The organism is Pseudomonas sp. B14-6, from assembly GCF_013260315.1.
GTDB lineage: Bacteria > Pseudomonadota > Gammaproteobacteria > Pseudomonadales > Pseudomonadaceae > Aquipseudomonas > Aquipseudomonas mandelii.
On the sequence record NZ_CP053929.1, the window covers coordinates 2,547,512 to 2,561,427 of the forward strand.

A 13,916-nucleotide genomic window follows, 5' to 3' on the forward strand; every position below is an offset into this window, starting at 1 on the left:
GGGCCTGAACAAAAATCCGGAATCCCTCAGGGATTCCGGATTTTTTTATGCCTGCCGAACGTCAAATCCGCGCCAGCGCCTGAGCCAGGTCAGCGCGCAGATCCTCGACATCCTCGACCCCCACGGACAAACGCACCAGCGCATCGCCGATCCCGAGTTGTGCACGGGTGTCTGCGGGGATGGTGGCATGCGTCATGATTGCCGGATGCTCGATCAGGCTTTCCACCCCGCCCAGGCTCTCGGCCAGGGCAAATATCTGCACATTTTCAAGGAAGCGTCTGGCGCCAGCCAGGTCGCTGTTCAGGTCGAGGGAAATCATCCCGCCAAATCCACGCATCTGCTGTCGAGCCAATTCGTGCTGCGGGTGCGACGGCAAGCCCGGATAGTAAACTCGTGCCACTTGCGGCTGACGCTCCAGCCATTGCGCAAGCTCCAGCGCGTTACTGCAATGACGCTCCATGCGCAACGCCAGGGTCTTCACGCCGCGCAGGGTGAGGAACGCGTCAAACGGCCCGGCGATGGCTCCTACCGCGTTCTGCAAAAAGCCCAGGCGCTCGGCCAGTTCGGAGTTCTGCCCGACCACCGCAATGCCGCCGATCACGTCGGAGTGGCCGTTCAGGTACTTGGTCGTCGAGTGCACCACGATATCGAAACCCAACTCCAGCGGGCGCTGGATCCATGGGCTGGCGAAGGTGTTGTCGGCGACACAGAGGATGCCGCGCTCGCGGCAGATACGCGCAATGGCGGCGAGATCAGAAAGGCGCAGCAAAGGATTGCTCGGCGTCTCGACACAGACCATCCGCGTGTCGTCCTGCAACGCCGCTTCGAAGGCGGACAGGTCGGTCAGGTCGACGTAGCTGAAGCGATGCCCGGCGCTGCGCTGACGGACTTTGTCGAACAGACGAAACGTTCCGCCGTACAGGTCGTTGCCGGAGACGATGTGCGCGTTGGCATCGAGCAGTTCGAGCACCGTGGAAATCGCCGCCAGCCCGGAGGCAAAGGCGAAGGCCCGGGTGCCGCCCTCGAGGTCCGCCACGCAACGCTCCAGCGCAAAGCGCGTCGGATTGTGCGAGCGGCCATAGTCGAGGCCCTTATGCACGCCGGGGCTTTGCTGCAAGTAAGTGGAGTTGGCGTAGATCGGCGGCATCAGCGCCCCGGTGGAAGGATCCGGCGTCTGTCCGGCATGGATCACACGGGTGCCGAAGGCGCGGAGCGCGCCGGATTCATCGTGCTGACTCATGTAAGCGATCTCCGTAAGTGATTAAGCAGGTCGACTCGCGTAATCAGGCCATGGAAGCCCGAGTCGTCGGCGATGATCGCCACCAGCCCACGATCGAGCTCCGCCTGCAGTTCGGCCAGACTGGCGTTTGCCGGCAGGGTTTGTAACTTGTCAGTCATGGCGCTGGCTACGGGCATGCGCAAGTGCGAAGCGTCTTCGTGCACGCCCAGCAGAATATCGGATTCGTCGATCACGCCGACCAGCCGCTTGCCGTCCGCCAGCACCGGCAATTGCGATACATCCGCCAGGCGCATGCGCTGGAAGGCGGTGAGCAGCGTGTCGTCGGGGCCGACGCTGATGACGCGGCCATCCTCGAAACGCCGCGCGATCAGGTCGCGCAGATCGCCGTAGCGCTTGTATTGCAGCAGGCCCTGATCGTTCATCCACTGGTCGTTGTAGACCTTCGACAGGTAACGGGTGCCGGTGTCGCAGACGAAGCTGACCACCCGTTTCGGCTCGGTCTGCTCGCGACAGTAACGCAACGCCGCCGCCAGCAAAGTGCCAGTCGAGGAACCGCCGAGAATGCCTTCGGCGCGCAGCAGTTGACGGGCGTGATCGAAGCTTTCCTCGTCGCTGATCGAATAGGCGTGGCGCACGCTGGAAAGGTCGGCAATCGATGGAATGAAGTCTTCGCCGATGCCTTCCACCGCCCATGAACCGGCCTTGCCAAGGGTGCCGCTGCGGCTGTACTCGGCCATCACCGAACCGACCGGATCGGCCAGCACCATTTCCAGGTTCGGTTGCACACGTTGAAAGAAGCGCGTCAGCCCGGTCAGGGTGCCGGCCGAACCGACGCCGACGACAATGGCATCCAGATCATGCTGGGTCTGTGCCCAGATCTCCGGCGCGGTGCTGCATTCGTGGGCCAGCGGATTGGCCGGGTTGTTGAACTGGTCGGCGAAGAACGCATCGGGTATCTCCTGCGCCAGCCGCGCCGCCACGTCCTGATAGTAATCGGGATGGCCCTTACCGACATCGGAGCGGGTGATGTGCACCTCGGCGCCCATGGCCTTGAGGTGCAACACCTTCTCGGTGGACATTTTGTCCGGCACCACCAGCACCACTCGATAGCCTTTGGCACGGCCGACCAGGGCCAGGCCGAGGCCGGTGTTGCCGGCGGTGGCTTCAACGATGGTGCCGCCGGGTTGCAGACGGCCATCGCGTTCGGCGGCATCGATCATCGCCAGACCGATGCGGTCCTTGATCGAACCGCCGGGGTTCTGTGATTCGAGTTTGAGAAACAGCGTACACGGGCCGGTATCGAAACGGCTGACGCGCACCAGCGGCGTATTGCCGATCAGTTCAAGCACGGCAGGGCGGGAGTCGTTTGGCATGTCGTTACCTCGCTGCGAGAATCCGCACTGGATGGACAGCAACCGGCATCGGGTCTTCGTGCGCCAGTCACCAGTAATGCCTCGCAAGGAACATAGGCAGGGAATGCGCTATCCGCAACCGTGCGCAGCCAACCGGTAGCGTCGCAGCCTTAACGGTTGCGCGGCAGAATCGACAGAAAATTGTCCCGCGCGACTTTTCTCGCCACCTGCTCAGGCAAGGCGTCGAGAAACGGGTCGAAGCTGCGCATTTCCTTACCCAGCTTGTTGAAACGTCCCACCACATCAGAGCCGAGCATGAAGCGATCCGGGAAGCGCTCCACCAGTCCCAGCCAGGCTTCAGAAGGCTTGCCCTGCTCATCCAGCAGGTAAGGCGTCAGCATGCTCCAGGACAGGTCGATGTACAGATTGGGGTAGGCCTCGAGCATTCGGCTCAGGGTCGGCAACAGAAAATCCAGTCGGGTTTGATGCCGATGGACCTCGGCGCTGGTGCCTGCGTGCGCCCAAATGAATCGTGTATGCGGATGATTACGCAACGGCTCCTCGACTTCCGACAGGTACAGCGGATTTTTCTCACGCTTGGAGGTGATGTTGGAGTGCAGCATCACCGGCAAGTCGTTCTCCGCCGCGAGGTGATAGATCCGCGTCATCGCTTCGTTGTTGGCCCGTGGCGTGTCGCCAGCGGTCAGCGCTGTCAGGTCATCGTGCCGGGTAAACACTTCGCCGATCCCCTGCCACAGCCCCGGATTGAGATCGAGCATTCGCTTGATGTGCGCTGCGGAGTTTTTGTCGTTGGGGTTGAAACCGGACAGGAACGGGTGAAAGCGCTGACGCTGCTCGGGGGTCAATTTGTTTACCGCTGCCGCGACGATCACATCCGTCGCGCTGTACCAATAGGCATCGGCGTCATCACCGGCGTAATAGCGCGGGCGCTTCGGTTCGTCTTCGTGCCATTTCTTCGCCACCGGGATCCCGGAAATCATCACATGATCAATGGCATTGTCGTCCATGGCCTTGAGCAATGTCGGCATGCCGGCGGTTTCCTGAAAAAAGTCCACGTAATGCAGGTGCGCATCGCTGTAGGCGTATTCGCGTGCATTGACGTAAGCACTGGATAGCGCCAGCAAACAGGCAAGGCTCAAACGGAACAGGGGCACGGGCATTCTCCGGGGGCAGGAAAGACGTAGACCTTTGCACACTCAAGACGGTTCAGCCGGTAAGAAAGTGGAACGCGCATCGTCAGGAATGCTCTATAACTTCGAGGTCTGTTTTGATCGAATGACTTTTTAGCCTGGGAGGCTCCCAATGACCGTTACCGTCAATACCGTTTCCGCCGAAGGTTTTCGCCACAGCGTCCAGATCGATGACCACGAGCTTTTTGCCGATGTGCCGACCACGTCTGGCGGCGAAGGCTCGGCCCCTGAGCCACACGACTACTTCGACGCGGCCCTGGGTGCCTGCAAGGCCCTGACACTGAAGCTGTACGCAAAGAAGAAAGACATTCCGCTGACCGGCGTCACGGTTGAAGTCAAACGTGACAACAGCGAAGAGCAGAAAGGCAAATATGCCCTGCACGTCAAACTGACCCTCAAGGGCGTGCTCACCGACGCCCAGCGCGACGAGTTGCACCGCGTGGCCGACCGCTGCCCGGTACACAAGCTGATGACCAGCACCGAGGTGAGCATCGAAACCCATCTCTCCGAAGGTGCCTTCAGCCAATAGCGGCAAGGGCTGCGCAAGCGGGTTATGCTCCACGCGTCACCCGCTCAGCCTGGAATGCACCATGAACACGCCACTCGTGATCCGCCCTCGCGCCGAAGATGTCGAGGGCCAACCGATTCTGCGCCCGCTGCCGTCAGCCAAATGCCGCAGCGTCGGGCCATTCGTCTTTTTCGACCACATGCTCGAAACCCGTTATGCGGCGGGAACAGGCATGAACATCCGTCAGCACCCGCACATTGGCCTGTCCACCCTCACGTATTTGTTCGAAGGAAAAATCCAGCACAAGGACAGCCTCGGCTCCGATCAGGTGGTCGATGCCGGCGATGTCAGCTGGATGACGGCGGGCAGTGCAATTGCTCACGTTGAACGCACGCCTGAAACCTTGAAGGAAAGCGGCTTCACGATGCACGGTTTGCAGGTTTGGCTCGCCTCCCCCAAGACGCAGGAACAGGGGCCCGGCCACTACAGCCATCATCCGGCGGCGACGTTGCCGGTCAGCGATAACCTTGGCGTGAAGATCCGCATGATTGCCGGGTCAGGCTTTTGCCTGGAATCGCCGGTGCCGGTGCTTTCTCCTACGCTGTATGCGGAATTGAACCTGCAAACGGCGACCACCTTGCTGATCCCGACCGAGCATGAAGAGCGGGCACTGTACGTGCTCAGCGGCGACGCACAGCTTGATGGCGAGCTGCTGGAGCCGCATGCGCTGGTGGTGCTGCCTGCCGGAGAGGAAATGACGTTGTTCGCCGAGAGCGACTGTCATGCCGTGCTGTTTGGCGGGGCACCGCTGGACGGGCCGCGGCGAATCAACTGGAATTTTGTGGCGAGCGATCCGGCGGCGATCGATGAAGCGCGACGACGCTGGGCGGCTGGGGATTGGCCGACGGTGCCGGGGGAAAGCGAGCGGATCGAGCTGCCTTAGCATCGTCGGTAGCAGTAACACCGCCATCGCGAGCAGGCTCACTCCTACAAGGGAGAATGCATTCCAATTGTAGGAGTGAGCCTGCTCGCGATGAGGTCGGCCCTGACACCGAAAGTGTCAGGGCGGAATCAGCTATCAGTCTTTAAAAACTTCATCCAGCAGATTGTGCATCGACGTAAACGCCCGAGCCGCCGTCTTCGCGTCATACATCATCTTGCCCGGCACATTCGCATGCGGGTCAGTAAACGAATGCACCGCGCCGCCGTAACTCAGCAGTTGCCAATCCACGCCCGCCGCATTCATTTCCTCTTCAAACGCCGGCAATTGCTCTTTCGGCACCAGCGGGTCGGATGCACCGTGCAACACCAGCACCGAGCCCTTGATGGTTTTAGCATCGTTGACGTTCGGCGTATCCAGCGTGCCATGGAACGAAACCGCCGCTTTTACCGGCGCCCCCGTGCGGGCCAGTTCCAGTGCGCAGCAACCGCCGAAGCAGAAACCGAAGGTCGCCAGTTTCGAGGTATCAACCGCCGCCTCGCCCTGCCCTTGCAACTGTTCGAACGCCGCTTGCATGCGCTTGCGCAGCAAGGCGCGGTCGTTCTTGAGCGGCATCATCGCTGCACCCGCCTCGTCGCCATTCTGTGGACGCACCGACTGGCCGTACAGGTCGGCGATCAACACCACATAACCCTTGGCCGCCACCGATTTGGCGATCTCCTCGGCACCGGCGCTGACCCCCATCCAGTTCGGCGCCATCAACAGACCGGGGCGCGGGCCTTTGTGGTCAGCATCGAACGCCAGACGGCTTTCATACGACTGGCCATCAAGCTGATAAGTGACGGAACGAACAGTGATTTGGCTCATGACTAACTCCCAGTAAAAGACACCAGAATGAAAAAACCCGCCGAAGCGGGTTTTTTTACAACTCGGTTAAACCGACAGTTCAACCAGCAGCTTGTTGAGGCGGCGCACATACGCGGCCGGGTCTTTCAAGCTGTCGCCGGCTGCCAGTGCCGCCTGATCGAAGAGAATGTGCGACAGGTCGCCGAAGCGCTCGTCGCTCTGCTCGTTGTCGAGTTTCTCGATCAGCGGGTGAGCCGGGTTGAATTCGAAGATCGGCTTCGAATCCGGAACCTTCTGACCGCTGGCTTCGAGGATCTGACGCATCTGCATGCCCAGGTCCTGCTCGCCGATGGCCAGGATCGCCGGGGAATCGGTCAGACGGTGGGAAACCCGTACTTCGGCGACGGATTCGCCCAGTGCAGTTTTCAGACGCTCAACCAGGCCCTCTTTGGACTTGGCGACTTCTTCCGCGGCTTTCTTGTCCTCTTCCGAGTCCAGGTTGCCCAGGTCCAGGTCACCGCGCGCCACGTCGACAAAGCTCTTGCCGTCGAAGTCGCTGAGGTAGCTCATCAGCCACTCATCAATGCGGTCGGTCAGCAGCAGAACTTCGATGCCTTTCTTGCGGAAGACTTCCAGGTGCGGGCTGTTTTTGACTTGCGCGTAGGTTTCGCCGGTCAGGTAGTAGATCTTGTCCTGACCTTCCTTGGCACGCGCCAGGTACTCGGCCAGCCCCACAACCTGCTCGCCTTCTTCACCCTGAGTGGAGGCGAAACGCAGCAGGCCAGCGATTTTCTCTTTGTTGGCGAAGTCTTCTGCCGGGCCTTCTTTCATGACCTGGCCGAAGTTCTTCCAGAAGCCTTTGTATTGCTCAGGCTCGTTCTTCGCCAGTTTTTCCAGCATGTCCAGAACGCGCTTGGTCAGGGCCGACTTCATGGAGTCGATGATCGGGTCTTTCTGCAGGATTTCCCGCGACACGTTCAGCGACAGGTCGTTGGAATCGACCACGCCTTTGATGAAGCGCAGGTACAGCGGCAGGAACGACTCGGCCTGGTCCATCACGAATACGCGCTGTACATACAGCTTCAGGCCTTTCGGCGCTTCACGCTGGTACAGGTCGAACGGAGCACGGGTCGGCACGTACAGCAGCGAGCTGTATTCGAGCTTGCCTTCGACCTTGTTATGGCTCCAGCTCAGCGGATTTTCGAAGTCATGAGCGATGTGCTTGTAGAACTCCTGGTATTCCTCGTCCTTGATCTCGGTGCGAGGACGAGTCCACAGGGCGCTGGCGCGGTTGACGGTTTCCCATTCAACTGCAGGCTTCTCTTCACCTTCGACAGCTGCCACTTCTTTCGGCAACTCGATCGGCAGAGCGATGTGGTCGGAGTACTTCTTGATGATGTTGCGCAGACGCCAGCCATCGGCGAATTCGTCTTCACCGGACTTCAGGTGCAGGACGATACGGGTGCCGCGCTCGGCTTTCTCAACGGTGGCAACTTCAAAATCGCCTTCACCTTTGGACGACCAATGCACGCCTTCGCTGGCAGCAGAACCGGCACGACGGCTGAACACGTCAACTTTGTCAGCGACGATGAAGGCCGAGTAGAAACCGACACCAAACTGACCGATCAGGTGCGAGTCTTTCTTCTGATCGCCAGACAGGTGTTTCATGAAATCAGCAGTGCCGGATTTGGCGATGGTCCCCAGGTGGGTAATCGCGTCTTCACGGCTCATGCCGATGCCGTTGTCTTCGAGGGTGACGGTCTTGGCGTCCTTGTCGAAGCTCACACGGATTTTCAGTTCGGAGCCACCTTCCAGCAGCTCAGGCTTGGACAGGGCTTCGAAACGTAATTTGTCGACAGCGTCAGAGGCGTTCGAGATCAATTCGCGAAGGAAAATTTCCTTGTTGGAATACAGCGAATGGATCATGAGGTGCAGCAGTTGCTTCACCTCGGTCTGGAAGCCCAGGGTTTCCTTTTGAGTTTCCACACTCATGGTCATCAAACTCCAATCAGATGGCAGTGGCCGCGACCTGAAGGGTCGGCGGCGGGTTGTCATCAGAGTTTGGGGCTGAGTTCAGGATTTCAAGGGCTCTTCAATTTTGAAATGGCCGCGGGCGGTGGCAATCGGCTCGGCTTCGGTGGTTTGCCAGGCTGTAATCGCCACGTTTGCCACGCGTCGGCCCTGGCGGCAAACCTGACATTTGGCCCAGGTATCGCGAAACTGCCCGGCTCGCAGGTAGTCGAGGGAGAAATCGATGATCTTCGGTACACCGGGCGAGCCGGTGAAAATCAGCAGGTGCAGCGCTGCGGACAGCTCCATGAACCCGGCGATCACCCCGCCATGGATGGCCGGCAGTAAAGGGTTACCAATGTTGTCCTTGTTGGCCGGCAAGCGAAACAGCAGCTCATCCCCGACACGGGAACACTCGATGCCGATCAGTTTGGCGTAAGGCAGCAGGTGCAGCAGCGAGGCATAGTCCCCCTGCGCGTGGGCTTGCTGGAGTTTCTCCTTGAAAGAGTCAGTCATTTCGCACCTCCGGCGATTGCACCGCCAAAACCCTTGGCGCCTTTGACGGCTTTGCCCATACGCATGAACGTGCCGACGACGTGGGCGATGGGCTGCTCGGGATCGTCCTGGTAGGCAAAGCCTCGGGCGAAGATCACGTCGGTTGTCACCCGGTAGCATTGGGCGAAACCGTAGACGTCCTTATGCGGCTCGGCGGCGTGCATGTAGTCGATGCGCAAATCGAGGGTCGGGCAGACTTCAAATTCGGGCAGGACGCAGAGGGTCGACATGCCACACGCGGTGTCCATCAGCGAGGTCAAAGCCCCGCCATGGATCACACCGGTCTGCGGGTTGCCGACGATTTGCGGGCTGTACGGCAGGATGACCGTCAGCCCTTCGTTGCTGGCGCTGTGAACCCGCAAACCCAACACCTGACAATGCCTGAGTGCCGAAAGAAATCGCGTCGCGCGCTCAAAAACGGGGTTTTCGGCCATGTGATAAACACTCTTCTTAATAGTCGGAAATCGTATTCGGCGTATTCGTAAAAGTTCCCGCAGGAATATTCTTATATATCTGAACGAATTGAGGAACTTAACCCTGTGGGCTGTGCTCGAAAGGCCAGTAGATATTTTCCATAAGGAGATACACCCCATGCGTAAGACTTTAGCTATTGCCTTGATGTTGACCGCTTCCCTCGGTCTCGCTGCTTGCGATAAAAAATCCGAGGACAAAGCTCAAGATGCTAACCAACATGCTGAGCAAGCTCAGGAAAAAATGGGCGAAGCTCAGGATAAAGTGAACGAAGCTGCGAAAGAAAACGCCGAAGCTGCCAAAGCTCAGGCCGAATCGAACAAAGCCGCTGTTCAAGAGTCGGCTCCAGCCGCTCCTGCTGAAGCACCTAAAAACTAAAACAGTTTTTAGCGTGATAAAAGAAAACCCGCCAAGTGCGGGTTTTCTTTTGTCTGTCATTCGAACCTTTAGAGCAAAACAGTTCTAAAAGTCGGACTAATCATCAACAGCAACGAACACACTAGTCCGACGATCCATACCAGGCTGCGCTGCCAGGCAAGATCCGCCCAATAGCACAGTAAATAAATGATTCGGGAAATCACAAAGATGATGGCCAGCGAATCGATCAGCCACCCCGCCGTCTGCGTGGTGTGCGCCATCAACACCCCCACCGCAAACAATATGAACGCCTCGAAGCTGTTTTGATGCGCCGCCACTGCACGGGCGCCGAAACCTGTGAGTTGCGCCTGTTGCTGACGCGGCAGGTGATTGTTGTAACCGCCCTGCTCTTTCATGGCCTTGGTCACGGGCATGCGGGCCACGTAGATCAGCAAGGCGCTGATAAACACGCACCAGAACGGAATACTCATCAAGCGGCCTCTTTATTGGCTTCGGGCAATGGCGCCTCTGTAGGGGTATAGACCATCACATCGAGAACGTCGGAATGAAACTCCCGGCGATACAACACCAGCACCACGCCAGCACTCATCAACATGAACAGCCATGGGCTGACGAACCAAGCCAGCATGGTCATGCCAAAGTAGTAAGAACGCAGGCCAAAGTTGAACTGGTTGGCCGCCATGGAAATTACCCGGGCGGCTCGGGCGGCGAAGGCTTTGCGCTCTTGTTCGGACACGTGACGTTCGCCAATCATCGGCGCCGACCCAATCAAAATGGCGGCGAAGTTGTACTGGCGCATGCACCAGCTGAAGGTGAAGAACGCATAGACAAACACCAGCGCCAGGCACAGTAACTTGATCTCGGACATCCCCTGCGACGCCTGTTGCACCATCGGAATATCCGCCAGCAACGACACGGCCCGTTCCGACGCACCGAGTACAGTGAGAATGCCAGCCAGGATAATCAGCGTGCTGGAGGCAAAGAACGAGGCGTTACGCTCCAGGTTGCCGACCACGCTGGCGTCGGCGATGCGGTTGTCGCGCAAGAGCATGCGGCGCATCCAGTCTTCACGGTACAGGTGCAGCACACTGGCCAGGCATGCGGTGTCGCGGCCCTTCCATGAGGCATAGCGGGTGTAACCGCCCCAGCAGATGACAAACCACAGCGCGGCAACGATGTGGATGATATTGGCGTGGATGAACGACATGCAGGTCCTTAAACGTGGGCTGAAGCTGAGTTTTCAATACGAATTGGCTGTGCAAGGCAACCACTACCTCTCGCGTTCAACGTTACATAAGCGCTTGTTCAATGCAAAGTCGAAAAAGGGCGCACTTCATTAAATTCTATCGATTGAACATCATCAATAGCTGTCATATTTGACAGCGATTCAGTCTTATTTTTACCGGTTAGCCTCCAAGGTATCGCTTGTAGCCTCTTGAACTTTATCAATCGGCACCTGGAGAATTCCTATGCTCAGCCCCCAAAAAAAATCAGCCGCGGCTCCTGATGAACAATGGCTTGATCCGTCTTTTGGGCAGGCTGGCGTAGCCTATCAATTTTCTGCAGGAAGTGACCCACTGCAAATTGTTTCCAGAAGACCCGACGAGAAGTTACTTCTGGCAGGCGGCGTCTACTGGGAAGGTCATCAAGACTTCCAGCTTGTACAACTGCTGGAAGATGGCAGCCGGGATCCTGATTTTGCGGATGACGGAATACTCAAGGGCGGGTTTAAGGTTGGATCTCGGGCCTCTCTACACGGCGCCCAACTTTACAAAGATGGGAAGATCCTGGTCATTGGTACACACCGCGACGATATTGAGTATCTTGCTTTCGCGCGTTTTCTCGAAAACGGCAAACCTGATTACACGTTTGGCGATGAAGGTCTGGTACTGAATCCCTACCCAACCCACTGGAGTAACCTGGCCGTTTCAACCAGACCCCATCTTTCAATGACTCAACCAACCTCCAACACTGCAATCGGTCCAAATGGCGAGATCATAATGGCGGGTTGGATGAGCATCTTTCGATACGACCCAGACGGCAAACTTGATCTGTCATTTAACGGAAGCGGCAGCATCAATGTCGATTTCGTCATCCATGCAGTCGGCGCGTCCGCTGATGGCGCCATTACTGTCGTCGGATCCAGCTCCGTAGGCTTTAGCCCTCAGAACGAAGGTATCGTCGCCCGCTTCAAAGCTGATGGAACTCCAGACAATTCCTTTGGGACGAGCGGCATCACGAAAATCCGCATCGACGAAGCCGATACAGTATTTTCAGGCCTGTTACTGCGCGAAGATGGCAGTACGTTCGTGACTGGCTCGTTGGACCGAACCCCGAACGATGTTTGGGGCAACGGCCGCCGGGGAGTGCTTGCAGCGTTTAATGGAAATGGTTGGCCGAATCTTGTTTTCAACGGTGGCAAAGCGGTGGTGTCCGAGTTGCCATCAAGCGCAGCCAACGCATGGTCTGACATTGGCGGAGACCCTGCACATGGAATTGTCGTCGTTGGCCTGTCAGGCGCGAGAAGCAGGGAGAGTACGCTGATCGCCCGTTATGAGGCTACGGGAAAACTCGACATCACGTTCGGCGACGAAGGCTTTCTGAATACCCGCTTTGGAAAAGATTACGAGTTCTGGAAGTCGGTGGTTGTGCAACCCGATCAAAAAATCATTGCTTCGGGTGATTGCCGGTATTTTTTTGACAGGGCGACTGTTGCGCGGTTTCTAGCCAACAGAGAGTAGTAACTGCTGATAAAAAAATGCCCCGTATCGATTGATACGGGGCATTTCTATAGAGACTCAAGACCCGCTTGTGGCGGGCCATGAAGCAACTTAAGCCAGCACTTCTTCGCGCTTGCCCAGCAGACGATCGCAAACCACCGCAACCACCAAGGTCATCACCGACGGCACCAGCCACGCCAGACCTTGCTCGCTCAGCGGCAGGTGGGACAGCTGAGCTGGCATCCAGTCCGCCAGACCCGCCCCCTTGAGCGCATCGATCATGCCGAAGATGAACGACACCAACATCACAGGGCCAACGATACGGCCCTGTTCATGCCAGAAGTCTTTGCAGAAGCTCAGCGCGACCAGGGCGATGCAGGGCGGGTAAATCGCCGTCAGTACCGGGATCGAGAACGCAATCAGCTTGGTGAGGCCCAGGTTGGACACAAACAGGGAGAACACGGCGAGGATGATGACCAATGTCTTGTAGGACAGTGGCAGCACACGGCTGAAGTATTCGGCGCATGCACACGTCAGACCGACCGCCGTGACCAGACAGGCCAGGGAGATCAGCACCGCCAGGAAACCGCTGCCCAAAGAACCAAAGGTGTGCTGAACATAGGCGTGCAACACCGCGGCACCGTTGGCTGCACCAGCCGCCACTTCATGGCTGCCGGAACCGAGACGAAACAGGCTGACATACACCAGCGCCAGGCCCACGCCGGCAATCAGCCCGGCAATGATCGCGTAGCGGGTGATCAGCGCTGGTGACTCGACGCCACGGGAGCGGATCGCGTTGACGATGACGATGCCGAACACCAGCGCGCCAAGGGTATCCATGGTCAGGTAACCGTTGATGAACCCTTGGGAGAACGGCGCCGCGACATACTCAGGCGTCGCCACGCCGATGTCACCGGCAGGCAGCGCGAATGCGGCGATGCCGAGTGCGGCCAGGGCGATGATCTTCAGGGGGGCGAGGAAACGTCCTACGGTATCCAGCAAACGGCCCGGATAGAGCGAAATGAAGAACACCAGCAGGAAGTACACCGAGCTGTAGAGGAACAGCGCCAGCGGGCTCTCGCCGGTCAGCGGCGCCAGACCCACTTCGAACGATACGGTCGCGGTACGCGGCGTGGCGAACAGCGGGCCGACCGCGAGGTAGCACGCAGCGGCCAGCAGGCCGCCGGCGATTTTGCCGATCGGGCTGCTCAAGGCATCCATCGCACCACCGACCTTGGCCAACGCAACCACGGTGATCACCGGCAAACCGACTGCCGTGATCAAGAAGCCTAGCGCCGCCATCCAGACATTGGGCCCGGACTGCAAACCGACGATAGGCGGGAAGATGATGTTGCCAGCCCCGACAAACAGGGCAAACGTCATAAAACCAAGTGCCAGGATGTCCTGACCTTTCAAGACTTTCATTAAGGAAATACCACACTACTGAATCGGAATTTAGAGAGGGATTTCCCTGAGGGGTGAGGGAAATGCTGTCGGTCCGTATAGGACTGACCCGTTTAGCGCGACGCTTCCTTGTGGGACGCAAACGCAAAAATGGCGGCTAGCCTAACGAATTTGCCCGACAAACGCACTGTTAAGGGGCGATCTATCCGATACGCGACATTTCCGTGTCGCGTTTACATATCTAATTTACCTAAGAAGAGCCCCGTGGCGAGGGAACTTGC

General features: G+C 58.2%; 14 protein-coding genes. 4 read left to right on the forward strand and 10 right to left on the reverse strand.

Translation table 11 applies throughout. The features are described from left to right. Positions 1-61 precede the first annotated feature (61 nt). From HP062_RS11565 to HP062_RS11575, 3 genes are all read right to left on the reverse strand, one after another. A complete protein-coding gene (locus HP062_RS11565) occupies positions 62-1,240 on the reverse strand; it encodes a PLP-dependent aspartate aminotransferase family protein (protein ID WP_172791430.1) in 1,179 nt (392 codons plus the stop codon). Beyond that, positions 1,237-2,613, reverse strand: coding sequence for a pyridoxal-phosphate dependent enzyme (locus tag HP062_RS11570; RefSeq protein ID WP_010456817.1), 1,377 nt, complete (start codon positions 2,611-2,613; stop codon positions 1,237-1,239). The genes HP062_RS11565 and HP062_RS11570 overlap by 4 nt, the downstream gene beginning before the upstream one ends. Before the next feature lie 149 nt (positions 2,614-2,762). After that, positions 2,763-3,773: an amidohydrolase family protein gene (locus HP062_RS11575; RefSeq protein ID WP_172791431.1), complete on the reverse strand. Its 1,011-nt coding sequence runs from the start codon at positions 3,771-3,773 to the stop codon at positions 2,763-2,765. Between the two features lie 142 nt (positions 3,774-3,915). Between HP062_RS11575 and HP062_RS11580 the strand changes: the two genes are divergently transcribed. Continuing rightward, entirely contained in the window at positions 3,916-4,332 is a 417-nt protein-coding gene (locus HP062_RS11580) for an OsmC family protein (protein WP_010456822.1), read from the forward strand. A 61-nt stretch (positions 4,333-4,393) separates the two neighbouring features. Then, positions 4,394-5,254, forward strand: coding sequence for a pirin family protein (locus tag HP062_RS11585; protein ID WP_083376012.1), 861 nt, complete (start codon positions 4,394-4,396; stop codon positions 5,252-5,254). A gap of 135 nt (positions 5,255-5,389) precedes the next feature. Here the strand turns inward: HP062_RS11585 and HP062_RS11590 are convergent, their stop codons facing one another. The 4 genes from HP062_RS11590 to HP062_RS11605 all read right to left on the reverse strand — a co-directional run bounded on the left by HP062_RS11590 (position 5,390) and on the right by HP062_RS11605 (position 9,096). Further along, positions 5,390-6,118 carry a dienelactone hydrolase family protein gene (locus tag HP062_RS11590; protein WP_172791432.1) on the reverse strand — a complete coding sequence of 243 codons (729 nt, stop codon included), beginning with the start codon at positions 6,116-6,118 and terminating at the stop codon, positions 5,390-5,392. 66 nt (positions 6,119-6,184) lie between these two features. Further along, positions 6,185-8,089, reverse strand: coding sequence for a molecular chaperone HtpG (gene htpG / locus HP062_RS11595; protein WP_172791433.1), 1,905 nt, complete (start codon positions 8,087-8,089; stop codon positions 6,185-6,187). An 81-nt stretch (positions 8,090-8,170) separates the two neighbouring features. Beyond that, positions 8,171-8,623, reverse strand: coding sequence for a PaaI family thioesterase (locus HP062_RS11600; protein WP_172791434.1), 453 nt, complete (start codon positions 8,621-8,623; stop codon positions 8,171-8,173). After that, positions 8,620-9,096 (reverse strand): PaaI family thioesterase, encoded by a 477-nt coding sequence (locus HP062_RS11605; RefSeq protein WP_077749774.1) that lies wholly within the window; start codon positions 9,094-9,096, stop codon positions 8,620-8,622. Before HP062_RS11605 ends, HP062_RS11600 begins: the two co-directional genes overlap by 4 nt. 157 nt (positions 9,097-9,253) lie before the next feature. On the opposite strand from HP062_RS11605, the gene HP062_RS11610 reads away from it, so the two are divergent. Continuing rightward, positions 9,254-9,511 (forward strand): hypothetical protein, encoded by a 258-nt coding sequence (locus HP062_RS11610; RefSeq protein ID WP_010456834.1) that lies wholly within the window; start codon positions 9,254-9,256, stop codon positions 9,509-9,511. Positions 9,512-9,579: 68 nt separating this feature from the next. Here HP062_RS11610 and HP062_RS11615 read toward each other — a convergent pair whose 3' ends face one another. Beyond that, on the reverse strand, positions 9,580-9,981 hold the full coding sequence (locus tag HP062_RS11615) for an MAPEG family protein (protein ID WP_010456836.1): 402 nt from the start codon (positions 9,979-9,981) through the stop codon (positions 9,580-9,582). After that, the gene (locus HP062_RS11620) at positions 9,981-10,718 is read right to left on the reverse strand and encodes a DUF599 domain-containing protein (RefSeq protein ID WP_010456838.1); all 738 of its coding nucleotides are present in this window, start codon (positions 10,716-10,718) and stop codon (positions 9,981-9,983) included. Before HP062_RS11620 ends, HP062_RS11615 begins: the two co-directional genes overlap by 1 nt. A 262-nt stretch (positions 10,719-10,980) precedes the next feature. On the opposite strand from HP062_RS11620, the gene HP062_RS11625 reads away from it, so the two are divergent. After that, entirely contained in the window at positions 10,981-12,252 is a 1,272-nt protein-coding gene (locus HP062_RS11625; RefSeq protein ID WP_172791435.1) for a hypothetical protein, read from the forward strand. Positions 12,253-12,342: 90 nt separating this feature from the next. Here HP062_RS11625 and brnQ read toward each other — a convergent pair whose 3' ends face one another. After that, complete coding sequence (brnQ, locus tag HP062_RS11630; protein WP_010456842.1) at positions 12,343-13,656, reverse strand: branched-chain amino acid transport system II carrier protein; 1,314 nt, start codon at positions 13,654-13,656, stop codon at positions 12,343-12,345. Positions 13,657-13,916 lie beyond the last annotated feature (260 nt).

Bases quoted from the DNA above. Each gene is read 5' to 3' on its own strand.
- HP062_RS11565 (WP_172791430.1), bottom strand. From the start codon at position 1,240: ATGAGTCAGCACGATGAATCCGGCGCGCTCCGCGCCTTCGGCACCCGT.
- HP062_RS11570 (WP_010456817.1), bottom strand. From the start codon at position 2,613: ATGCCAAACGACTCCCGCCCTGCCGTGCTTGAACTGATCGGCAATACG.
- HP062_RS11575 (WP_172791431.1), bottom strand. From the start codon at position 3,773: ATGCCCGTGCCCCTGTTCCGTTTGAGCCTTGCCTGTTTGCTGGCGCTA.
- HP062_RS11580 (WP_010456822.1), top strand. From the start codon at position 3,916: ATGACCGTTACCGTCAATACCGTTTCCGCCGAAGGTTTTCGCCACAGC.
- HP062_RS11585 (WP_083376012.1), top strand. From the start codon at position 4,394: ATGAACACGCCACTCGTGATCCGCCCTCGCGCCGAAGATGTCGAGGGC.
- HP062_RS11590 (WP_172791432.1), bottom strand. From the start codon at position 6,118: ATGAGCCAAATCACTGTTCGTTCCGTCACTTATCAGCTTGATGGCCAG.
- htpG (WP_172791433.1), bottom strand. From the start codon at position 8,089: ATGAGTGTGGAAACTCAAAAGGAAACCCTGGGCTTCCAGACCGAGGTG.
- HP062_RS11600 (WP_172791434.1), bottom strand. From the start codon at position 8,623: ATGACTGACTCTTTCAAGGAGAAACTCCAGCAAGCCCACGCGCAGGGG.
- HP062_RS11605 (WP_077749774.1), bottom strand. From the start codon at position 9,096: ATGGCCGAAAACCCCGTTTTTGAGCGCGCGACGCGATTTCTTTCGGCA.
- HP062_RS11610 (WP_010456834.1), top strand. From the start codon at position 9,254: ATGCGTAAGACTTTAGCTATTGCCTTGATGTTGACCGCTTCCCTCGGT.
- HP062_RS11615 (WP_010456836.1), bottom strand. From the start codon at position 9,981: ATGAGTATTCCGTTCTGGTGCGTGTTTATCAGCGCCTTGCTGATCTAC.
- HP062_RS11620 (WP_010456838.1), bottom strand. From the start codon at position 10,718: ATGTCGTTCATCCACGCCAATATCATCCACATCGTTGCCGCGCTGTGG.
- HP062_RS11625 (WP_172791435.1), top strand. From the start codon at position 10,981: ATGCTCAGCCCCCAAAAAAAATCAGCCGCGGCTCCTGATGAACAATGG.
- brnQ (WP_010456842.1), bottom strand. From the start codon at position 13,656: ATGAAAGTCTTGAAAGGTCAGGACATCCTGGCACTTGGTTTTATGACG.